The sequence below is a fragment of the Streptomyces shaanxiensis genome (genome assembly GCF_039537145.1).
Classification (GTDB): domain Bacteria; phylum Actinomycetota; class Actinomycetes; order Streptomycetales; family Streptomycetaceae; genus Streptomyces; species Streptomyces shaanxiensis.
The window spans coordinates 500,441-521,565 of record NZ_BAAAZY010000012.1 but is presented as its reverse complement, the minus strand read 5'-3'; the positions used below and the strand labels follow the sequence as shown (position 1 = coordinate 521,565).

At 69.0% G+C, this 21,125-nt stretch carries 19 protein-coding genes and 1 pseudogene; 7 read left to right on the top strand and 13 right to left on the bottom strand.

The window, feature by feature from the left end:
* The first annotated feature begins 180 nt into the window (after window positions 1-180).
* Together ABD932_RS25395 and ABD932_RS25390 are read left to right on the top strand one after the other, a co-directional pair.
* Window positions 181-732, top strand: a complete 552-nt coding sequence (locus ABD932_RS25395) for a VanZ family protein (RefSeq protein WP_345015824.1) — start codon at window positions 181-183, stop codon at window positions 730-732.
* Window positions 733-838: 106 nt separating this feature from the next.
* Complete coding sequence (locus ABD932_RS25390) at window positions 839-1,048, top strand: PspC domain-containing protein (RefSeq protein WP_126394478.1); 210 nt, start codon at window positions 839-841, stop codon at window positions 1,046-1,048.
* A 101-nt stretch (window positions 1,049-1,149) separates the two neighbouring features.
* Here the strand turns inward: ABD932_RS25390 and ABD932_RS25385 are convergent, their stop codons facing one another.
* Window positions 1,150-2,424 (bottom strand): MFS transporter, encoded by a 1,275-nt coding sequence (locus ABD932_RS25385; RefSeq protein WP_345015823.1) that lies wholly within the window; start codon window positions 2,422-2,424, stop codon window positions 1,150-1,152.
* A gap of 63 nt (window positions 2,425-2,487) precedes the next feature.
* Between ABD932_RS25385 and ABD932_RS25380 the strand changes: the two genes are divergently transcribed.
* Window positions 2,488-3,450: a LysR family transcriptional regulator gene (locus ABD932_RS25380; protein ID WP_345015822.1), complete on the top strand. Its 963-nt coding sequence runs from the start codon at window positions 2,488-2,490 to the stop codon at window positions 3,448-3,450.
* Window positions 3,451-3,559: 109 nt separating this feature from the next.
* Here the strand turns inward: ABD932_RS25380 and ABD932_RS25375 are convergent, their stop codons facing one another.
* A complete protein-coding gene (locus ABD932_RS25375) occupies window positions 3,560-4,321 on the bottom strand; it encodes an alpha/beta hydrolase (RefSeq protein ID WP_345015821.1) in 762 nt (253 codons plus the stop codon).
* Window positions 4,322-4,458: 137 nt separating this feature from the next.
* Here ABD932_RS25375 and ABD932_RS25370 point away from each other — a divergent pair, with 137 nt between their 5' ends.
* The 3 genes from ABD932_RS25370 to ABD932_RS25360 all read left to right on the top strand — a co-directional run bounded on the left by ABD932_RS25370 (window position 4,459) and on the right by ABD932_RS25360 (window position 7,359).
* Window positions 4,459-5,622 (top strand): adenosine deaminase, encoded by a 1,164-nt coding sequence (locus ABD932_RS25370; RefSeq protein ID WP_345015820.1) that lies wholly within the window; start codon window positions 4,459-4,461, stop codon window positions 5,620-5,622.
* A 137-nt stretch (window positions 5,623-5,759) separates the two neighbouring features.
* Complete coding sequence (locus ABD932_RS25365; protein ID WP_345015819.1) at window positions 5,760-6,140, top strand: ATP-binding protein; 381 nt, start codon at window positions 5,760-5,762, stop codon at window positions 6,138-6,140.
* A gap of 199 nt (window positions 6,141-6,339) precedes the next feature.
* A complete protein-coding gene (locus ABD932_RS25360; RefSeq protein ID WP_345015818.1) occupies window positions 6,340-7,359 on the top strand; it encodes a sigma-70 family RNA polymerase sigma factor in 1,020 nt (339 codons plus the stop codon).
* On the opposite strand, the gene ABD932_RS25355 is transcribed toward ABD932_RS25360, so the two are convergent.
* Window positions 7,243-7,629, bottom strand: a complete 387-nt coding sequence (locus ABD932_RS25355) for an STAS domain-containing protein (protein WP_345015817.1) — start codon at window positions 7,627-7,629, stop codon at window positions 7,243-7,245. The genes ABD932_RS25360 and ABD932_RS25355 overlap by 117 nt on opposite strands.
* Before the next feature lie 167 nt (window positions 7,630-7,796).
* Here ABD932_RS25355 and ABD932_RS25350 point away from each other — a divergent pair, with 167 nt between their 5' ends.
* Window positions 7,797-8,717: an AEC family transporter gene (locus ABD932_RS25350; protein WP_345015816.1), complete on the top strand. Its 921-nt coding sequence runs from the start codon at window positions 7,797-7,799 to the stop codon at window positions 8,715-8,717.
* Between the two features lie 65 nt (window positions 8,718-8,782).
* Here the strand turns inward: ABD932_RS25350 and ABD932_RS25345 are convergent.
* The 10 genes and pseudogenes from ABD932_RS25345 to ABD932_RS25300 all read right to left on the bottom strand — a co-directional run.
* Window positions 8,783-8,959: pseudogene (locus ABD932_RS25345) on the bottom strand (Uma2 family endonuclease); the annotation flags it as partial.
* Between the two features lie 95 nt (window positions 8,960-9,054).
* Window positions 9,055-10,332, bottom strand: coding sequence for a thymidine phosphorylase (locus ABD932_RS25340; protein WP_345016397.1), 1,278 nt, complete (start codon window positions 10,330-10,332; stop codon window positions 9,055-9,057).
* Between the two features lie 92 nt (window positions 10,333-10,424).
* Complete coding sequence (locus tag ABD932_RS25335; RefSeq protein WP_345015815.1) at window positions 10,425-10,832, bottom strand: cytidine deaminase; 408 nt, start codon at window positions 10,830-10,832, stop codon at window positions 10,425-10,427.
* Window positions 10,829-12,094 carry an ABC transporter permease gene (locus tag ABD932_RS25330; RefSeq protein WP_345015814.1) on the bottom strand — a complete coding sequence of 422 codons (1,266 nt, stop codon included), beginning with the start codon at window positions 12,092-12,094 and terminating at the stop codon, window positions 10,829-10,831. The genes ABD932_RS25335 and ABD932_RS25330 overlap by 4 nt, the downstream gene beginning before the upstream one ends.
* Window positions 12,091-13,212 carry an ABC transporter permease gene (locus tag ABD932_RS25325; protein ID WP_345015813.1) on the bottom strand — a complete coding sequence of 374 codons (1,122 nt, stop codon included), beginning with the start codon at window positions 13,210-13,212 and terminating at the stop codon, window positions 12,091-12,093. The genes ABD932_RS25330 and ABD932_RS25325 overlap by 4 nt, the downstream gene beginning before the upstream one ends.
* Window positions 13,212-14,798 (bottom strand): ABC transporter ATP-binding protein, encoded by a 1,587-nt coding sequence (locus ABD932_RS25320; RefSeq protein ID WP_345015812.1) that lies wholly within the window; start codon window positions 14,796-14,798, stop codon window positions 13,212-13,214. Before ABD932_RS25320 ends, ABD932_RS25325 begins: the two co-directional genes overlap by 1 nt.
* A 208-nt stretch (window positions 14,799-15,006) precedes the next feature.
* Window positions 15,007-16,053 carry a BMP family lipoprotein gene (locus tag ABD932_RS25315; protein ID WP_345015811.1) on the bottom strand — a complete coding sequence of 349 codons (1,047 nt, stop codon included), beginning with the start codon at window positions 16,051-16,053 and terminating at the stop codon, window positions 15,007-15,009.
* 300 nt (window positions 16,054-16,353) lie between these two features.
* On the bottom strand, window positions 16,354-17,406 hold the full coding sequence (locus ABD932_RS25310) for a BMP family lipoprotein (RefSeq protein ID WP_345015810.1): 1,053 nt from the start codon (window positions 17,404-17,406) through the stop codon (window positions 16,354-16,356).
* Window positions 17,407-17,754: 348 nt separating this feature from the next.
* Window positions 17,755-18,975, bottom strand: coding sequence for a M20 family metallopeptidase (locus ABD932_RS25305; protein WP_345015809.1), 1,221 nt, complete (start codon window positions 18,973-18,975; stop codon window positions 17,755-17,757).
* An 813-nt stretch (window positions 18,976-19,788) separates the two neighbouring features.
* Window positions 19,789-20,127 carry a hypothetical protein gene (locus ABD932_RS25300; protein ID WP_345015808.1) on the bottom strand — a complete coding sequence of 113 codons (339 nt, stop codon included), beginning with the start codon at window positions 20,125-20,127 and terminating at the stop codon, window positions 19,789-19,791.
* Window positions 20,128-21,125 lie beyond the last annotated feature (998 nt).

Genomic DNA, 21,125 nt, shown 5'->3' with positions numbered 1-21,125 from the left:
GGAGCCCCAGAAGGACGGGAAGGGTAGGGGCGGCGGGGGCGAAACCCCCTGTCCCCCCCCGGCCCGCAAAGGCCGCCGCAGGCATCCCCACCCCACCGCCGGAGGCCCGTGTGGCGGACGCCTCACCCCACCCAGGCGTGTCCCGGAACCGATCCCGCCGGGGGGCGCGTCTAGGGGGGCGTGCAGCGTCAAGGCTCCATCGGCGGCAGCGCCGCGATCCGCATCCGTGCGACGGGGGGTGTCCTCCTGGTCGCACACCTCGCGTTCGTCGCCTGGCTGACACTGCGCCCCCTGGACGTCCCCTGGGTGATGCCGGCCAACCTACGGCCGTTCGCCGGGATAAGAGCCGACCTGGCCCTGGGCTGGCAGGAGGCCGCCCGCAGCCTCCTCGACGGCCTCGCCCTGCTCGCCCCGCTCGGCGTCCTGATCCCGATGGCCCACGGCAGGCTCCACACCTCCCCGCTCGGCTCCCTGGTCCGCACGGTCGCCGCCGGCGCCCTGGTCTCCCTGGGCATCGAGCTGCTGCAGACCGGCGTCCCGGGCCAGGTCGTGGACGTCGACTCACTGCTCCTGAACACGGTCGGCGTGGCCCTCGCGCACGCGACGGTCGTCCCCGCCGCCCGCGTCTGGCTCCGCCGCAGGTCCCGGCGCGCACACCGGCCGACGGTCCCCCAGGAGGAGCCCTCTCAGGGTCGGACCCCGACGATTCCCAGGGTCGGGATAGCCCCGTAGAGCGACGCTTTGCCCGCTTCGTCGCCCTAGCGTGGATGTCAGATGAGGCAACCACTCGGAAGGCCCACCAGGGGCCTTCGGCCCATGCTCGCGAAGGAGCCACACCATGACCGCGCTCGCCCGACCCACCCACGGCCGCATGATCGGCGGAGTGTGCGCCGCGCTGGCGCGACGCTTCGGCACCTCCGCGACGACGATGCGCGTGATCTTCCTGATCTCCTGCCTGCTCCCGGGCCCGCAGTTCCTGCTCTACATAGCCCTGTGGCTCCTGCTCCCGTCGGAGGACAAGGCGAACAAGGCACGCACAGCCTGGTAGCCATCACGTGGTAGCCATAGCCTGGTAGCCACAGAATGAGCGCGCCCCGGCACCGCCTCAGCGGCCGGGGCGCACCCACGTCGTCTACGAGAACCCGAGGATCAGGCAGCCGTCGCCAGCCGCTCCCGCTGCAGCCGTGCCGCCCGCGTCCCGAACACCGTGATCGTCACGACGCCGAGCACCGCCAGCAGCCCGACCCCGACGGTCCCGGCCCAGCCGCCCGCGTGGAAGGCGATCGCGCCGACCGTACTGCCCGCGCTGGAGCCGACGTAGTAGGCGGACTGGTACAGGGCGGAGGCCTGCGCACGCCCCTGCGTCGCCGTCTTGCTGACCGCCGAGGACGCCACCGCGTGCCCCGCGAAGAAGCCACCGGTGATCAGGACCAGACCCAGCAGAACCAGCGGCAGCGAGCCGGCCAGGGACAGCAGCAGACCCACGGCCGTGGTCGCCCCCGCCGCGTACAGCGCACCGCGCCGGCCCAGACGGCCCACCAGCCGCCCCGCCGTCGACGCCGACACCGTGCCGACCAGGTACACCAGGAAGATCGAGCCGATGATGCCCTGCGGCAGGCCGAAGGGCGCCTCCGTCAGGCGGTAGCCGATCACCGTGTACACGCCGCCGAAGACGGTCATGAACAGCGCGCCGATCGCGTACAGACGGCACAGCAGCGGGTTGGAGAGGTGGTCGCGGACCGTGCGGGCCAGCACCCGCGGCCGCAGCGAGCCCGGCTTGAAGTTGCGCGGCGCCGGAAGCAGCAGCCGGAAGGCGACGGCGCATGCCACCGCGATCGCGCCGATCACACCGACCGCGACCCGCCAGCCCCACTCCTGCGCGACCCAGCCGGTGATCACGCGACCGCTCATGCCGCCGACGCTGTTGCCCGCGACGAACAGCCCGATCGCCGTGATCAGCGCCTTCGGCCGGACCTCCTCGGCGAGATACGCCGTCGCCGACGCCGGCAGACCCGCCAGCGCGGCGCCCTGGACCGCCCGCAGCGCGACCAGGAAGGTCAGGTTCGGCGCGAAGGGGACCAGCAGCCCGACCGTCACCGCGACCGCGAGCGACGCCGTCATGACCGTACGGCGTCCGAAGCGCTCCGACAGGGCGCTCATGGGCAGCACGAACAGCGCCAGACCGCCCGTCGCCGCCGCCACCGTCCAGCTCGCCTCGCTCGCCGCCACCCCGAACTCGCCGGAGATCAGCGGCAGCAGGGCCTGGGTGGAGTACAGCAGGGCGAAGGTCGCGACACCGGCGAGGAAGAGGGCGAAGCTCATCCGGCGGTAGCCGGGGTCGCCCGGGGCCATACGGGAGTCGACGACAGGGACAGCGGGTGCGGCGCCCACGGTGGTGGACGCCCCGGTACTGGCGGGAGACATGCTTCGAAGCTACGTACCCGCTCACTCATCCGTCCAATGCATGGATTCGTCATAATCGTTCCCATGGCGCATCAACACAGCTCACAGGCTCGACTGTCACCATCCAGTGACACAGAAGACATGGAAGATCTGTCGAGGCTGCTCGCACCCCGCCTCGCCTATTTCGCCGGCGTCGCCCGCACCGAGCACGTCACCCGGGCCGCCCAGGAGATGCGGGTCCCGCAGTCCACGCTGTCCCGTGCCATGGTCCGCCTCGAACAGGACCTGGGCGTCGACCTGTTCGCCCGCCACGGCCGTACGGTCTCCCTGACCCCCGCCGGCCGTACCTTCCTCGCCTCGGCCGAACGCGCCCTCGCCGAGGTCCGGCGCGCCGCCGAAGAGGTACGGGCCGACGCCGACCCGGCCACCGGCAAGGTCGCCTTCGGCTTCCTGCACACCATGGGCGCGGAAACCGTCCCCGGCCTCCTGCACGCCTTCCGCGCCGACCACCCGCGCATCCGCTTCAGCCTGGTCCAGAACTACGGCGAGGCGATGCTCGAACGCCTGCGGGCGGGCGAACTGGACCTGTGCCTGACCTCCCCCGTCCCGGACGCCCCCGACCTGGTCGCCCGCCGCCTCGACGAACAGAAACTCCGCCTGGTCGTCCCCGCCGACCACCGTCTCGCCGCCCGCAAGCGCATCCGCCTGGCCGAGGCGGCCGACGAGATCTTCGTGACCCTGGAGCCCGGCTACGGCCTGCGCCGCATCACGGACGACCTGTGCAAGGAGGCGGGCTTCAGACCCCGTATCGCCTTCGAGGGCGAGGAGGCGGAGACCCTGAGGGGCCTGGTGGCGGCAGGCTTGGGGGTGGCCCTGCTGCCACCACCGGCCGTGCCTCGCCCGGGAGTGGCGGAGCTGACGGTCACGGCCCCGCGAGCGGCACGCGAAATCGGCGTGGCATGGCTGGCGGACCGCCCGGACACACCCCCGGTGGCAGCCTTCAAGAAGTTCCTGCTCTCAAGAAGGGGCAATCTGCTGCCAACCTGAAGGGGCGCGGTGCTGTATCGATATGCGGCTCCGCCGCGTGGGCGCGAGCAACCACAACCCACCCGCACCCGCACCCGCACCCGCCGACGAACCCTCAACCCCAACGGCGCTACCGCCGCAACGACTTACCGAACCCCGCAGCCAACGGCATCCGAAGCCCCAAAGGAGGCGGAGCCGCAAACGCATCGGCGACCGGCCGGGAGAACACCCGCCCGAACAACACCCCCATGACGAAGTCCTCGGCCAACGCGAGGACTTCGTCCCGGTACTGGTGCAACCCGTGCCCATCGGCATGCACTTCGAACCGGCACACATCCCGATTCGCCTTCTTCGCCCGCGCCGCCAGCCGGAACGACAACTCGGGATCGGTGCGCTCGTCGTTCGTGCCGTGCACGATCAGCACCTGCCGCCCCCCGAGCTGCTTCACCGGTTCGGGCGAGGCCGCCACATCCTCCTCCGGCAGCCAAGGCGCCACCGCGAGCACGGAGTTGACGGCCTCATGACCCGCCGCGTGCAGGGCCGCCCGCCCGCCCATGTCCACCCCGGCGAGGCACACAGGGACGTCCCCATAGCGCCGTACGACCTCGTCCGCGGCCCACAACGCGTCGCTCGCCTGGTTCGCGGCACTGCCGTTCCACCCGCGGAAGCGGTAGTGGACGACATGCGCGGCGATCCCCTCCCCGCGCCCGGCCCGCACCAGACGGCGGCCCAACGACCGTACGTACGAGGTCGCCAACAACGTCGCCGGTTTGCGATGTGAGACTTCGTCACCACCGGGAAGCAGGAGCACCACGCCGCTCACCGCTGTCGGCTCCGGCCCGATCGCCCTGCCCAGCCGGGCCCTGCGAACCGGCGTCGCTTGCTGTGCCATGACAGAACAGTGTCAGAAGGACGGGTGTACGCGCCCCGTCCGTGGGGTCACCGTTACGTATCGACGGATGCGTAAAGCAGAAAACAGGACGGGTGACGGAACGGGATCTCTACGCGCGTAGGCGTTACAGTGCGAAAATGACGAGCGAGACTGCCCAGAAGGCGAACACCCCGAGCTCGGACCAGATCCGCCGGGCACCGAAGGTTCTGCTGCACGACCACCTCGACGGCGGGCTCCGCCCCGGCACGATCGTCGAGCTCGCCCGCGCGTCGGGCTACACCCAGCTCCCCGAGACCGACCCGGCCAAGCTCGGCGTCTGGTTCCACGAGGCCGCCGACTCCGGCTCGCTGGAGCGGTACCTGGAGACCTTCTCCCACACCGTCGGCGTGATGCAGAGCCGCGAATCCCTGGTCCGGGTCGCCCGCGAGTGCGCCGAGGACCTCGCGGAGGACGGGGTCGTCTACGCCGAGGTGCGCTACGCGCCCGAGCAGCACCTCGAAGGCGGGCTCAGCCTCGAAGAGGTCGTCGAGGCCGTGAACGAGGGGTTCCGGGAGGGCGAGCGGATCGCGCGGGAGAACGGCCACCGTATCCGCGTGGGCGCCCTGCTCACCGCCATGCGACACGCCGCCCGCGCGCTGGAGATCGCCGAACTCGCCAACCGCTACCGCGATCTGGGCGTCGTCGGCTTCGACATCGCGGGCGCCGAGGCGGGCCATCCGCCCACCCGGCATCTCGACGCCTTCGAGTACCTCAAGCGCGAGAACAACCACTTCACCATCCACGCGGGCGAGGCCTTCGGTCTGCCGTCCATCTGGCAGGCGCTGCAGTGGTGCGGCGCGGACCGGCTCGGGCACGGGGTGCGCATCATCGACGACATCCAGGTGCACGCCGACGGCTCGGTGAAGCTCGGCCGGCTCGCCTCGTACGTACGGGACAAGCGCATCCCGCTGGAGCTGTGCCCGAGCTCCAACCTCCAGACGGGCGCCGCCGACTCCTACGCCGCCCACCCCATCGGCCTGCTGCGGCGGCTGCACTTCCGCGCCACCGTGAACACCGACAACCGCCTGATGTCCCACACCAGCATGAGCCGGGAATTCGAGCATCTTGTCGACGCATTCGGCTACACGCTCGACGACATGCAGTGGTTCTCCGTCAATGCGATGAAATCATCGTTCATTCCTTTCGATGAACGCCTAGCCATGATCAATGACGTGATCAAGCCCGGATATGCCGAACTGAAGTCCGAGTGGCTGTTCCGGCAGACCACGTCTACCAGCGACTCTGCCACCGAAGAGGGCTGACCGGCGCACCTTCGCGTGCGCGGGATGCGAACGCCATTCACAATCCGTCCTCATTTCGATGTTTGCGGTGGCATGCGGGGCGTGTTTACGGTCGAGAACCGCTCACAACCCCGTAACGAATTTCGAGGACGCATTTCATGAAGCAGTCTGCTGCCAAGACCCTCGGTGTCGCCGCTCTCGGTGCCGCCTTCGCCGCCGCGGGTGCCGGCGCCGCGAACGCCGCGCCGGCCGTTCCGGACGCCGCGGGCACGGCGCTGGGCGTCGCCCAGACGCTGCCGGCCGAGAACCTCGCGGCCCAGGCCACCCCGGCCGCCACCTCGGGGCTGGCCCAGGGCCAGGAGGCGCTCACCACCGGCGTGGCCGCCGCGCAGCCGGCTGCCGAGCAGGCGCTGGCGGGTGGCCCGACCGGCCTGGTCGCCGGACTGCTCGGCGGTCTGCCCGTGCAGGGTGTGCAGGGCGCGCCCACCGGCGCTCTGCCCCTCCAGGGCCTGCCGGTGAACGGCGTTCCGCTCGGCTGAGCCCGCCGAACCCCGAGAACCACATCGCCGGGGCGCACTCCCAATATTCGGGGTGCGCCCCGGCGGCGTGTCGTCGGCAGGGCATTTGACCTGCGCCTTTGTTCGCTCCGGGGGCCATTGTCAGTGGGCTGCGGTAGCTTCCGAAGTGTTGGGCGCGACGAAGCGCTCGACGGGACACGGCCACAGGGGTGGGTGGACGATGAGCGACGGCACGGCGACGACGACAACGGACCTCGACGTCAGACTGGAGAAACACCGCGTCGAACTGACGGGGTACTGCTACCGCATGCTCGGCTCGTCCTTCGAGGCCGAGGACGCGGTGCAGGACACGATGGTCCGCGCCTGGCGGAGCTACGACAGGTTCGAGGGGCGCTCCAGCCTCCGCTCGTGGCTGTACCGCATCGCGACGAACGTGTGCCTGGACATGCTGAACGCCGGCAACAAGCGGGCCCGGCCGATGGACCTGACGGAGTCCACGCCGCTCGCCCAGGCAGCGCTCTCGCCCCGGCCGGACAACACCTGGCTGGAGCCGATGCCGGACAACCGGGTGCTGCCCACGACCGACGACCCGGCCGAGGCGGCCGTCGCCAAGGAGTCGGTGCGGCTCGCCTTCATGGCCGCCCTGCAGCAACTGCCGCCCAAGCAGCGGGCGGTGCTCATCCTGCGCGAGGTGCTGGCCTGGAAGGCGAGCGAGGTCGCCGAACTGCTCGGCACCACGGTCGCGTCGGTCAACAGCGCGCTGCAGCGGGCGCGCGCGACGCTCGCCGAGCGGGAACAGCCGGGGGCCGAGGCGACCGTCTCCGACCCGCTGGACGAGGAGCAGCTGAAGCTCCTGGAGCGCTATGTCGCGGCCTTCGAGGGCTACGACATGACGGCGCTCACGGCCCTGCTGCACGAGGACGCCATCATGACGATGCCGCCGTTCGACCTGTGGCTGACCGGCGTCGAGGACATCACGGGCTTCATGACGACGCTCGGCGCCCCCTGCGCGGGCTCGCGCCTGGTGCCGGTCCAGGTCAACGGGCTGCCGGGATTCGCGCAGTACAAGCCGGATCCGGAGAAGGGCGGCTTCAGCCCCTGGGCGGTCCAGGTCCTGGAGATCTCAGACGGCCGGCTCACCGGGTTCCACTTCTTCCTCGACACTCAGCGCTGGTTCCCGCTCTTCGGGCTCCCCCTCCACCTCGAAGCGGAGCCCGACAAGGTCGAGGAGGGCGTGTAGCGCGGGGTCCGCGTCCCGCAGCCTGATCCGCCCCCCGGCGCGCCGCGCGGCCAGCTGCAGCCGGGCCAGCAGGTCCACGACGCCCAGACCCGGCGGCCCGAGCCCACCGACATCACACACCAGCACGCCCGTCCCACTGGCCTCCAGCCGCACCTGGGCCTCGTCACAGAGCCCGGCCACCTCGTCTCGGGTGACGGGGCCGGCCAGCACGAGTACAGCGGGTGTCATGGCGTCCACGATCGGTAGACCGGGCGGGGGGACATAACTCATCGGGCCGGGCGCCGATCGGCGATCTCCGCTGTTCACGGCCCGTGCGGTGTCCGCCGACCGAGATCACGTTGACCCGCTCCCCTCCTGCCCCGGAGGGTTAGCTGCATGCCCCACGTATCAGCGCCTCCCCGAATACCCGGCGTCTCCCTCTCCGCCAAGGAGGTGCCGTGCAGGGGGTGTTGACGGGGTTCGCGGTGATCGCGGTCGTCATCGGGGTGGGCTATGTGATCGGCCGGCGCGGTTACCTCGGCGATCAGGGCCGCGAGGTCCTCACCAAGCTGGCCTTCCACGTGGCCTCCCCGGCCCTGCTGTTCACCACGCTCGCCCGGACCGACCTCTCGGTGATCTTCTCCAGCCGCCTTCTGGTCACGGCGCTGAGCACAGCGGCCGCGGCCGGAGTCTTCGGCGCGGTCGGCGTCATACGGGGCTGGGGCGTGGGCCGTACGACGATCGGCGCCCTGTGCTCCAGCTACGTCAACTCCGGCAACCTCGGCATCCCCATCGCGGTGTACGTCCTGGGCGACGCCTCACTCGTGGCGCCGGTCCTGCTCTTCCAGCTGGTCGGCATCACACCCATCGCCCTGACGATCCTCGACCTGTCCGGCGGGGGTGAGAAGGGCCCACTGTGGCACCGCCTGCTGACCCCGTTGCGCAACCCGATCGCGGTCGGCTCACTGGCGGGCGTGGCGGTGTCGGCGACGGGGCTGCGCATCCCGGCCCCCGTCCTGGATCCCCTGACCCTGATCGGGGGCATGTCGGTCCCGGCGGTCCTGCTGGCCTTCGGTATCTCCCTGTGCGGCAGCACGATGCCGGGCCGGGGCCCGGACCGGCACCCGGTGCTGCTGTCGGTCGCGCTGAAGTCGGTGGGCCAACCGGCGGTGGCGTGGGCGCTGGCGGTGGGGGTGTTCGGGCTGCGGGGCGCTCAGCTGCTGGACGTGGTGGTGACGTCGGCGTTGCCGGCTGCGCAGAACCTGTTCACATACGCGTCGAGTTATCGGGTGGGTGAGCGGTTGGCTCGGGACTCGATTTTGCTGTCGACGGTGATTTCGGTGCCGGTGTTGGTGGTGGTGGCGGCTTTGCTGGGCTGACGGTCAGTCGACGGGGAACTCGCCGGTGTCGATCGTCACGTCGAACGGCTCCGGCAGCTTGATGGGCGACGCTGGATTCGTTCCGCGATCACGTTGTGACGGGATGCGGGAGCAGGTGACACGGTGATGATCCCCTCAATGATCTCCACCTTGCTGCCCTCGGGCCATTCCATCTCCTCCCAGTACCGGACGAGGTCGTCCCAGTTCTGGTCGGGGTCCTGGCTCACGGTGAGTGCCCTCATGGCGGTCTCCTATCGGCGCGTCACCGATCCCAGCATGCCGAACGGGACCGGCAGGGGTCTACCGATCCCGTTCACCCGAATAGGGAAAGACCTGGTCAGGCGATGCGCTCCAGCACCACCGGCGAAGCCGTGAAGTCCGTCCCCGCCGCCGCGATGTCGTACGAACCCTCCACCGACTGGAGCGCGTACTCGAACCGCTCCGGCGTGTCCGTGTGCAGGGTCAGCAGGGGCTGGCCCTCGGTCACCGTGTCGCCGGGCTTGGCGTGCAGTTCGATGCCCGCGCCCGCCTGCACCGGGTCCTCCTTGCGGGCGCGCCCGGCACCCAGGCGCCAGGCGCCGACGCCGATGTCGTAGGCGTCGAGGCGGGTCAGGACGCCGGACGACGGGGCCTTGATCACGTGCTGCTCGCGGGCCACCGGCAGCTCCGCGTCCGGGTCGCCGCCCTGGGCCGCGATCATGCGCCGCCAGACGTCCATCGCCGAGCCGTCGGCCAGGGCCTTCGCGGGGTCGGCGTCCTTCACGCCGGCGGCGTCCAGCATTTCGCGGGCCAGGGCGATGGTCAGCTCCACGACGTCCGCGGGGCCGCCGCCGGCCAGGACCTCGACCGACTCGCGGACCTCCAGCGCGTTGCCCGCCGTGAGGCCGAGAGGCGTGGACATGTCCGTGAGGAGAGCCACCGTCTTCACACCGTGGTCCGTGCCCAGCCCCACCATCGTGGACGCCAGCTCACGCGCGTCCTCGATGGTCTTCATGAAGGCGCCCGTGCCGACCTTCACGTCCAGGACCAGCGAGCCCGTACCCTCCGCGATCTTCTTCGACATGATCGAGGAGGCGATCAGGGGGATCGCCTCGACCGTGCCGGTGACGTCGCGCAGGGCGTACAGCTTCTTGTCCGCGGGGGCCAGGCCGTCGCCCGCCGCGCAGATCACCGCGCCGGTCGTGTCCAGGACGTTCAGCATCTCCTCGTTGGAGAGCAGCGCGCGCCAGCCCGGGATCGACTCCAGCTTGTCCAGCGTGCCGCCGGTGTGGCCGAGGCCCCGGCCCGACAGCTGGGGGACGGCGGCACCGCACGCCGCCACGAGGGGAGCGAGCGGCAGCGTGATCTTGTCGCCCACGCCGCCCGTGGAGTGCTTGTCGGCCGTCGGGCGGGACAGGGACGAGAAGTCCATGCGCTCGCCGGAGGCGATCATCGCGGCCGTCCAGCGGGCGATCTCGCGGCGGTTCATGCCGTTGAGCAGGATCGCCATGGCGAGCGCGGACATCTGCTCGTCGGCGACCTCCCCGCGGGTGTACGCGTCGATGACCCAGTCGATCTGCTCGTCGCTGAGCTCACCGCGGTCCCGCTTGGTGCGGATGACGGAGATGGCGTCCATGGCCATGGCTTGGCTTCCTTCCGAGGGTGCCAGAAGTCGTACGGCCCCTCCGAGCCGGTCGCGTGGAGCAACTCGGAGGGGCCGCACGGGAGTTACTTGCGGAGGTGGCCCGGCCCGAAGGCCTGGGGCAGCATCTCCGAGAGCGGCAGAATGCCCGCCGGGGTCTCCAGCAGCAGGTCCGGGCCGCCGAACTCGTGCAGCAGCTGGCGGCAGCGGCCGCACGGGACGAGGATGTCGCCCTTGCCGTCCACGCAGGTGAAGTGCGTGAGCCGGCCGCCCCCCGTGTTCTGCAGCTCCGAAACCAGCCCGCACTCGGCGCACAGGCCGACGCCGTACGACGCGTTCTCGACGTTGCAGCCGGTGATCGTACGGCCGTCGTCGACCAGGGCCGCGACGCCGACCGGGTAGCCGGAGTACGGGGCGTAGGCGCGGGACATGGCGTCCCGGGCCGCCGCGCGCAGCTTGTCCCAGTCGACGTCGTGGGAGGCGGCCGTGCTCACTTGCCCTGTCCCTTCCGGTACGGCAGGCCGTCCGCCTTCGGCATGCGCAGGCGTTGCGCGGACAGCGTGAGGACGATGAGCGTGATGACGTACGGCGTGGCGGAGACGACCTGGTTCGGGACCTCGTTGGTGGTGGCGTACCAGGCGAACACCAGGGCACCGACGACCGCGGTGATCATCGACGAGGCGTACTTCTTGGTGATCACGAGCCAGATCGCGCCGATGATCAGCAGAAGCGCGCCGAGCAGCAGCAGGGCGTGGACGTTCTGGGAGCCGCCGCGCAGGTTGAGGCTGTCGGTGTAGCCGAACAGGCCGGCGCCGAGGGCGAGGCCGCCCGGCATCCAGTTGCCGAAGATCATCGCGGCGAGACCGATGTAGCCGCGGCCGCTGACCTGGCCCTCCAGGTAGAAGGGGTTGGCCACGATGGACAGGAAGACGCCACCGAGGCCGGCCAGGCCGCCGGAGATGACCACGGCGATGTACTTGTACTTGTAGACGTTCACACCGAGGGACTCGGCGGCCACCGGGTTCTCACCGCAGGAACGCAGCCGCAGACCGAAGGCCGTACGCCACAGGATCCACCAGGTCGCCGGGATCAGCGCGATGGCGATCAGGGTCAGCCAGGATACGTTGGTGACCAGGCCGCCGAGCAGGCCCGCGATGTCCGAGATGAAGAACCAGCCCTGGTTGTTCAGGTCCCGCAGCCCGTCGGACAGGCCCGGCACGGTGAAGTGGCCGAGCGAGTCGATCGCCGGGGACTGCTTGGCGGAGCCGCCCGCGTGGCCCTCGAAGGCGAGGGGCGCGAGGTAGCGGGTGATGCCGAGGGCGAGGATGTTGATCGCCACACCAGAGACGATGTGGTTGACCCGGAAGGTGACGGTGGCGATGGCATGCAGGATGCCGCCGATGCAGCCGCCGATGATGCCGACGACGACACCGGTCCACGGGCCCCACTGGAAGCCGGCCCAGGCGCCGAACCAGGTGCCGAGGATCATCATGCCCTCGAGGCCGATGTTGACGACGCCCGCGCGCTCGGCCCACAGACCGCCGAGACCGGCGAGGCCGATCGGCACGGCGAGCTGGAGGGCGGTGGACATCTGGCTGACGTTGGTGATGCCGTCGGCGCCGGTGATGATGCGGACGATCGAGGTCAGCGCCAGGGCTCCGGCGATGACCAACAGCAGGACGGGCCAGGACAGGCGGCGGCCGGTCGGCGCGGCGGGCTGCAGCGTGGGCTGGTTGACGTCGGTGGCGGTGGTCATCGGCCAGCCACCTCCTTCGTGTTGTTGTCGGCGCCGAGCACGTGGCCGGCGGCGAGTTCCGCGCCGACCCGGCGCTGCTGGCGGCGCAGGCCCCACTCGCGGACGGCCTCGTAGGAGACGACGACCGAGAGCACGATCAGGCCCTGCATGATGACCGCGATCTCCTTGTCGTATCCGTGGAAGTCCAGCTCGGGCGAGGCCTTGTCGAGCCAGGCCCACAGCAGGGCCGCGAACGCGATGCCGACCGGGCTGTTGCGGCCGAGCAGGGCGATGCCGATACCGAGGAAGCCGATGCCGGTGGGGAAGTTCAGGCTGTAGGTGTGGGTGTCGCCGAGCAGGATCGGCAGGCCGGCGAGGCCCGCGATGCCGCCGGAGAGCAGCATGGCGGTGAGCACCATGCGCTTGGGGTCGACACCGCTGGCCGCGGCGGCGGACTCCGAGGCGCCGGAGGCGCGCAGGTCGAAGCCGAAGCGGGTGCGGTTGAGGACGATCCAGTAGGCGATGCCGAGCAGGACGGCGAGGAAGACCAGGCCGTAGATCTCGCCGGCGTCGCCCATGTCGATGCCGGGGACCCAGCCGGACTCGTACATCTCGCCGGTCGTGTTGTTGTTGCCGACCTTGACGCCGAAGACGTTCGGCAGCCACAGGTAGGCGATGACCGAGGTGGCGATCGCGTTCAGCATGATCGTCGCGACGACCTCGCTGACGCCGCGGGTCACCTTGAGGACACCGGCGATGCCGGACCAGAAGGCGCCGGTGCAGACCGCGGTGAGGATCAGCAGCGGGATCTGCAGAGCCGCCGGCAGGTTTGCGTGGGCGCCGACGATCGCGGCCATCATGGCGGCGAGCTGGTACTGGCCGTCGACGCCGATGTTGAACAGGTTCATCCGGAAGCCGATGGCCACCGCGAGGGCCGCGATGTAGTACATCGAGGCCTGGTTGATGATCAGGACCTGGATGTCGGAGAACGAGGCCTGCTCGAACATCAGGGTGTACGGCTCGACCGGGCTCTTGCCCGAGGCGAGCAGCACGATCGCGCTGAGCACGAAGGCCACGGCGAGCGCGATGACCGGTCCGGCCACCGCGAGGAGCACGCGCTCCTTGTCGAACTTCTTCATCAGCGGGCCTCGTCTTCCGGAGCCTCGGGAGACTTACGGATCTCGGGGGTGTCGGCGCCGGGCTCGGCGGTCTCGTCGTGTTCCAGGTGGCCGGTCGCGGCACCGGTCATGGCCGAGCCCAGCTCCTCCGGAGTGATGGTGGCCGGGTCGGCGTCCGCGACCAGCTTGCCGTTGTAGATCACGCGGAGGGTGTCGGACAGACCGATGAGCTCGTCCAGGTCGGCGGAGATCAGCAGCACGGCCAGGCCCTCGCGGCGGGCCTCACGGATGTGGTCCCAGATGGCGGCCTGCGCGCCGACGTCCACACCACGGGTGGGGTGCGCGGCGATCAGGAAGCGCGGCTTGTGGCTCATCTCGCGGCCGACGATCAGCTTCTGCTGGTTGCCGCCGGACAGGGAGGCGGCGGTGACGTCGATGCCGGGCGTGCGGACGTCGTACGCCTCGACGATGCGGCGCGTGTCCTCCTGCGCGGCCTTCGGGTCGAGCCATACGCCCTTGGCGTTGGGCTTCTCGGTGACGTGGCCGAGGATGCGGTTCTCCCAGAGGGGGGCCTCCAGGAGCAGGCCGTGGCGGTGGCGGTCCTCGGGGATGTAGCCGATGCCCTGCTCGCGGCGCTTGCGGGTGGCCCAGCCGGTGATCTCCTCGTCGATCAGCGTGATCGTGCCGGAGTCGGCGTGCTTGAGGCCGATGAGCGCGTCGACCAGCTCGGTCTGGCCGTTGCCCTCGACGCCGGCGATGCCCAGGACCTCGCCCGCGTGGATGGTGAAGGTGATGTCGTCCAGCAGGGCCTTGCCGCCGGCCGCCTCCAGGCGCAGCTTGTCGACGGTGATGACCGGGCGGTCGGTGACCGTGGACTCGGCCGTCTCCGGCGTGGGCAGCTCGCTGCCGACCATCATCTCGGCCAGCTGCTTCGGAGTGGTCTCGGCGGGGACGGCCGTACCGACCGTCGTGCCACGGCGGATGACGGTGATCTCGTCGGCGACGGAGAGCACCTCGCCGAGCTTGTGGGAGATGAAGATGACCGACAGGCCCTCGGCCTTCAGCTCACGGAGGTTGTCGAAGAGCGCCTCGACCTCCTGCGGCACCAGGACGGCCGTGGGCTCGTCGAGGATCAGCGTGGTCGCGCCGCGGTAGAGGACCTTGAGGATCTCCACGCGCTGGCGGGCGGCGACGCCGAGCTCCTCGACCAGGCGGTCGGGCTCCACGCCGAGGCCGTAGCGCTCGGAGATCTCCTTGATCTTCTTGCGGGCCTTGGCGCCGATGCCGTACAGCTTCTCGCTGCCCAGGACGACGTTCTCCAGGACGGTGAGGTTGTCGGCGAGCATGAAGTGCTGGTGCACCATGCCGATGCCGCGCACGATGGCGTCGGCCGGCGACGAGAAGGTCACCTGCTGTCCGTCGATCGCGATGGTGCCCTCGTCCGGCTTCTGCATGCCGTAGAGGATCTTCATCAGCGTCGACTTGCCGGCACCGTTCTCGCCGACGAGGGCGTGGACGGTGCCCTTGCGGACGGTGAGGTGGATGTCGTGGTTGGCCACGACGCCCGGGAAACGCTTAGTGATCCCGGCGAGCTCGACGGCGGTCACCTGACCGTTGACCGCCGCTCCGGCCGGAGGGCTGCTGGACGCGTTGATGGCGCACTCTCCTGGGGACGGGGGTCGTCTACGCGCGTAGCGCCCCTATGGCCTGATAGGGGCCGACGCACCGCGACAACGGGGTACGGGGAGATCCTCCCCGTACCCCGTTGAGCGGACGTAACCCCGGGGTTACCGCTGCTCAGGGTGTAGCTGTGACTCAGCTGGACTTGACCTTGATCTCGCCGCTGATGATCTTCTCCTTGGCCGTCTTGATGGCGTCCTGGAGCTCGGTGTCGTCCGCGAACTTCGGGTTGGAGTTCGACAGGCCCACCTCGCCGGTCTTCAGATCGCCACGAACGATACCGGTCTCGGGCTTGCCGTCCTCGACCGACTTCGCCAGGTTGTACACCGCCTTGGCGACGTCCTTCATCGCCGAGGTCAGGATGGAGTCCTTGTACTTGGCGAGAGCTTCCTGCTTGTACTGGTCGGAGTCGACGCCGATCGCCCACACCTTGTTGGCGGCGGCGGCCTCGATGACACCCTGACCGGAGAGACCGGCGGCCGCGTAGACGACGTCGGCCTTCTTCTCGATCTGACCCTCGGCGGCCGACTTGCCCTTGTCGGGGCTGGCGAAGCCGCCCTCCTCCGCGGTCTGCGTGAGGTACTGGGAGAGGACCTTGACCTTGGGGTTGGTGTCCTTGACGCCCTGCTCGTAGCCGGCCTGGAACTTGTGGATCAGCGGGATGTCCACACCGCCCACGAAGCCGACCGTGTTCGTCTTGGTGCTCTTGGCGGCGGCGACACCGGCCAGGTACGAGGCCTCCTCCTCGGAGAAGACCAGGTCGGCCACGTTCTTCGACTCGACCGTGGAGTCGTCCACGATGCCGAAGGTGGTGTCGGGGAACTTCTCCGCGGCGCCCTTCACGGCGGCGGCGTACGCGTAGCCGACGCCGACGACCGGGTTGTAGCCCTGCTTGGCCAGCGACACCAGTCGCTGCTCCTTGTCGGCGTCCGTCTCACCCTCGGTGGGCTCGACGTCGGCCGTGGTGTAGCCGAACTCCTTCTTCGCCTGCTCCAGGCCCGCGTACGCCGCGTCGTTGAAGGACTGGTCGCCCTTGCCGCCGACGTCGTACGCGATGGCGAGACCCTTGTCGCCCTTCGAGTCCGACGAGGCGGACGTCGAGGTGCCGCCGCAGGCGGAGAGAGCGAGGGCCAGAGAGGCGGTCGCTGCGCCTGCGACCGTGATCCGGGAAATCCGGCGCATGTGGTGATGCTCCTGTCGTACGAGCGCCGGACGGACAGCTTCACAGCTACGGCGCTGGGCTTTCGCCGCAGATTAACGCGCGTAGACCTGCCTGAAAACCCCTTCTGTCCACCTTGTTATCCGCCCGTGGCCAACTCAACGCGAGGCCTTGACCAAGGGCTTGCCGACAGCAAAGGACGGGTGGCGGTGGGTGACGTGGACATCGCGGATGTCCGCAGACGCCCGGGAACGACGGAGCGGGCGGGCACCCCCCGGATGCCCGCCCGCTCCGTCCGCCTACGACGGCTGCTACGACTGCTACTACTCGGTCTTGACCTTGATGGAGCCGTCGATGATGCCTTCCTTGGCCTTCGCCACCGCGTCGGAGAGGCCCGCGATCTTCGCGAACTCCGGGTTGGACTCGGCGAGGCCGACGCCGTTGACCTTCAGGTCGAAGGTCTGGGTGCCGGTCAGCGGCTTGTCGTCCTCGACGGACTTGGCCAGCGCGTAGACCGCGCCGCCGACGTCCTTGAGGGCCGAGGTGAGGATGTAGCTCTTGTAGTTGGCGAGCGCCGCCTGCTTGTACTGGTCGGAGTCGACGCCGATCGCCCAGACCTTGGCCTTGGCCGCGGCCTCGATGACGCCCTGGCCGGACAGACCGGCCGCCTGGTAGACGACGTCGGCCTTCTTCTCGATCTGGCCCTCGGCGGCGGCCTTGCCCTTGTCGGGGCTGGCGAAACCGCCCTCTTCGGCCGTCTGCGTCAAGTACTGCGACAGGACCTTGACCTTGGGGTTGGTGTCCAGGACACCCTGCTTGTAGCCAGCCTCGAACTTGTGGATCAGCGGGATGTCCACGCCGCCCACGAAGCCGACCACGTTCGACTTCGTGGCCTTGGCGGCGGTTACCCCGGCAAGGTAAGAAGCCTGCTCCTCAGCGAAGACGAGGGACGCCACGTTGTCAGCCTCGACCGTGGAGTCGATGATCCCGAAGGTAGTGTCCGGGTACTTCTTGGCCACAGCCGTCATGGCGGGACCATAGGCGTAACCAACGCCGATGACGGGGTTGTAGCCCTGCTTGGCCAGCGAGGCCAGACGCTGCTCCTTGTCGGCGTCCGTCTCACCCTCGGTGGGCTCGATGTCGGCCGTCTTGTAGCCGAACTCCTTCTGGGCCTTCTGGAGGCCCGCGTAAGCGGCGTCGTTGAAGGACTGGTCGCCCTTGCCGCCGATGTCGTATGCGATGGCGACGCCCAGGTTCTTGTCGTCGCCGCCGTCGCTGCCGCCGTTGTCGCTGCTGGTACCGCCACACGCCGTGGCAGCGAGCGCGATCGACGCGACCCCCACCGCGACACGGGTCAGTTTGGATATCCGACGCATCGTGAAGTCCCCATTCTCCAAGCCCCGCAGTGGGTGCTGAGTTCGGCGCACATTAACGCGCGTAGACACTCCTGGGAACGGGGTTTCGCCGTGCCGTTATCCATTCGTGCCGATGGCCGGTTACGTCCTTGTGAACCACCGGATCGAAAGGCACGCATGGGACGACTGCACCGGAGGTGCCTCCGCTGCGATGGCGCTAAGGACCGCCCGCCATGGGCCAAGACTCCCCCCGCTGTGAGTTGGCCGCAACCGGAACGCCTCAGGGGCGCGGGAAACTGCGCGACCACCACGACGAGCCCGCAGCCGCCACACAACCGCACCCCTTCCTCTACGGCGACTGGGCGACGCCTAACCCGCGGAGTCGATCAGCGCAGCCGCCGTGAACAGCTCCACTCCCACCGAGATGGCCGACTCATCGACGTCGAAGTCACCCTGATGCAGGTCACGGCCGACCCGGTCCCCCGGCACGCGCACGCCCAGCCGTGCCATGGCGCCGGGGACATGCTCCAGGTACCAGGAGAAGTCCTCGCCCCCGAGGCTCTGCTCGGTCCCTTCTACGGAGTCGGCCCCACGACGGGCGGCCATGGCGACGCGCATCAGCTCCGTGGCGTCGGGGTCGTTGACGACGGGCGGGACCCCGCGGACATAGTTGATCTCCGACTTGGCGCGGTGCAGGTTGGCGACCTCGTCGATGGCGGCGACGACGAGGTCGGGCGCCTGCCGCCAGGTGTCGAGGTTGAGGCAGCGCACGGTCCCGGAGAGCTCGGCGTGCTGCGGGATGACGTTGGGCGCGTGGCCGGACTCGACGCGCCCCCAGGTCACGGCGAGCCCGCTGCGGGCGTCGGCGCGCCGGGCGACGATGGCGGGTACGTCGGTGACGACCCGGGCGGCCGCGGTGACGAGGTCGGTCGTCAGGTGAGGGCGAGCGGTGTGCCCGCCGGGCCCGTCGAGGGCGATTTCCAGCCGGTCGCAGGCGGACGTGATGGCGCCCTCCCGCAGCCCGATCTTCCCCGCGTCCACCTTGGGATCGCAGTGCACGGCGAGCATCCGGCCCACCCCGTCGAGCACCCCGCACTCGACGACGTCGGCGGCGCCGCCGGGGAGCACCTCCTCGGCGGGCTGGAAGACCAGCCGCACGGGACGGGCCAGCTGCCCGCGCTTATACAGCTCGGCCAGGACCAGCCCGGCGCCCAGCACGACGGTCGTGTGGACGTCGTGGCCGCAGGCGTGTGCCCGGTCGGGAACCTTCGACCGATACGGGCACTCACTCTTCGTGTCCGGGATGGGCAGGCCGTCGATGTCGGCGCGCAGGGCGAGCATGGGCCGCCCGCCGTCCCACTCCCCGATGTCGCAGATGAGCCCGGTTCCGATGGCGAGCACGCGGGGCTTCAGGCCGGCCTTCTCCAGGCGGGCCTTGATCGCGGCGGTCGTACGGAACTCCTGGTTGCCGAGCTCAGGGTGCATGTGCAAGTCGCGCCGGAACTCGATGAGTTCGGCACGGAGCGCCTCCGGCAGGGTGCCAGGAAGGGCGGCTTCCCCTGGGTGATCGGCCTCGGACTCTGGGGACATCAGTTGGTTCACCCTCTGAAGGGTAGGACGCCGAGGTGGCCAACTGACCCTCGATCAACAAAAGTTCAACCCGTTTGGGGAAGAAAATCTGGCCGCCCGACGCATAAGTGTGGGTTGAGATGGGTAAACAATGCGTTTCTCTACGCATACCACGCTCTGCGCTCCGTCGGCGGTTCTGTTCACCTGGTGGGATCGCACCGCGAGGGAGGGGAGCGCCGGTCCCAGAGCGCTCACCACCGCGCGACCCTTCCCCACACAACGCACCTCGACCGCCGCTCATGGGAGACACCCTGCCCTATGAAGGCGAGCGGGTGCGGCGAGGCCAGGCTCCCCTAGCTCTGGCGGGAAGCAGCTGATCTGCTTCGCCGACAGCACCAAGAACATCCCAATCACCGAGCTGGAACTACGCCAGTGTCAGCGAGCCAGTGCCAGAGACCGCATCCGCGCCACCTTTCTACGTAGCTGCCCCTACACGACCCGCACCGAACCATAACTACTGGAGATCACCCATTTCACCCTCGACCTGCTGGCGTGAATACCCCCGCCTCGCCCTGAACGGCGCCCGCCCGGCTCTGGGAGCCCCGCGGTCTGCACCTGCGACTGTTCTCTGTCGCCGCCCAATTCGTCACCCCCGGAAGCCACCGCATCCCCTACCCAGCGAACCACTGGCCCTGGACCTGCGTGATCACAGGGGCCCTGACACGACTCCCCCCCGAAGCCTGACCGACCGGCAGCCCACAACCAAAAATCCCGCTCAGAACAAGCAGAAAAGGGGCCGCCAGCAAGCTGACGACCCCTCCTGCAAGATCAAGACTAACGCGTGTCCGCCCAGGCTTTCACGATATGGCAGTTGTATTTGTCGCCTTCCACAAACGAATCGTCCCCGAGATCGCCCGAAACTTTCTTCACCCAAGATCCGTAGATGGTGATGGAGTAGGGGTAGTTAGGCGAGTCACATTTTGCCGCAACGCGATACGACCCGAACCCTTTTTCACAGTAAACCACTGCAATGTTGGTGTCGGCGTCACGATCGGCGTGGCAGCCGGATACGGCCGCCTGCGCAGTACCACCGAAAGCGGTCGTCATACCGCCTGCAAGTGCAGCAATCATCAGGATTCTCAGGCCTGTTGCATGCTTCTTCATTCTGTTCATTTCGAGTCCTCGCAAAGTCGCCCATATCGCACCAAGTGTGGCCGTGGTAAGCAACAATGAACCTATCCAAATTGATCGAATCCGGCGAGCGGTTCTCAGAAAACAGTTGTCACTATGGACCAGAACTGGCCACACCCACCGACACGGTAGGGCGGGTTGAGGCGCCGCCGATTGATCTGGTTGAGCATGCACGCAGGTGGCACCGAGGCACAGGCCGGCGGCCACCAGCTACAGCGTTTTGTATGAGGCTGTGAGCTGCGCATCATCGGTGTTGACCGGATGCAGGAAGAAACATTCGCCGGTTGCAAGTGACCTGTTTTCAACGCTCGTTGAAGGTTGTGCAGGAGCGGGTCGGGGAAGGTAGCCTGCGGAGCCGACCGTGGCCTTTGCCGCTGACGGAGCGGGTCGTGGTGGTCGCCTGCAATGGACCCATAGTTCGGTGCCTCCTCTTGGTGTGCCGGGTGATCCAGCAGCTGGGGCCGTTGCTCGCGTTCGGGCCCGCCCCACACCCGGCCGATGCTCCGGAGCAGCTGTGAATCGCGAACGGCACACTGATCCCGGTCCATGACCGGAGTGTGGCCGCCTACAGCCGTAACTATCGGTTCTCCGCGAATGTGCAGGTAACCGTGGACGCGAATGCCGTCTGGCGATCGCGGCAGCCCGTCCGGTACCAGGCACCCCCACAGGCTCCCACGCCTGATGAATGTCCGGGCTGTGCCGGCACTACCAAGGCGTGACCGTGCTCGGCAACGACGCCAACCCCGACCGCACGGAGCACCACCAGACGGTCACGGAATGCGCGAATTCCTGCCTTCCAACGCACGGCAGGCGCTTGTGCGGCACTCGGAATTGTCTGGCCTTGCAATGCTGCCGATCGCGTCCGGCACGGTATACGACTTCCAATCGGTGTCGTCGGCCGCAAAGCCGACAGCCCTCGCGCCGAGGAGCCCCGCGAATCCATTGGGTCGTAGATGTACTCGGACCGTCGGGATCGCACA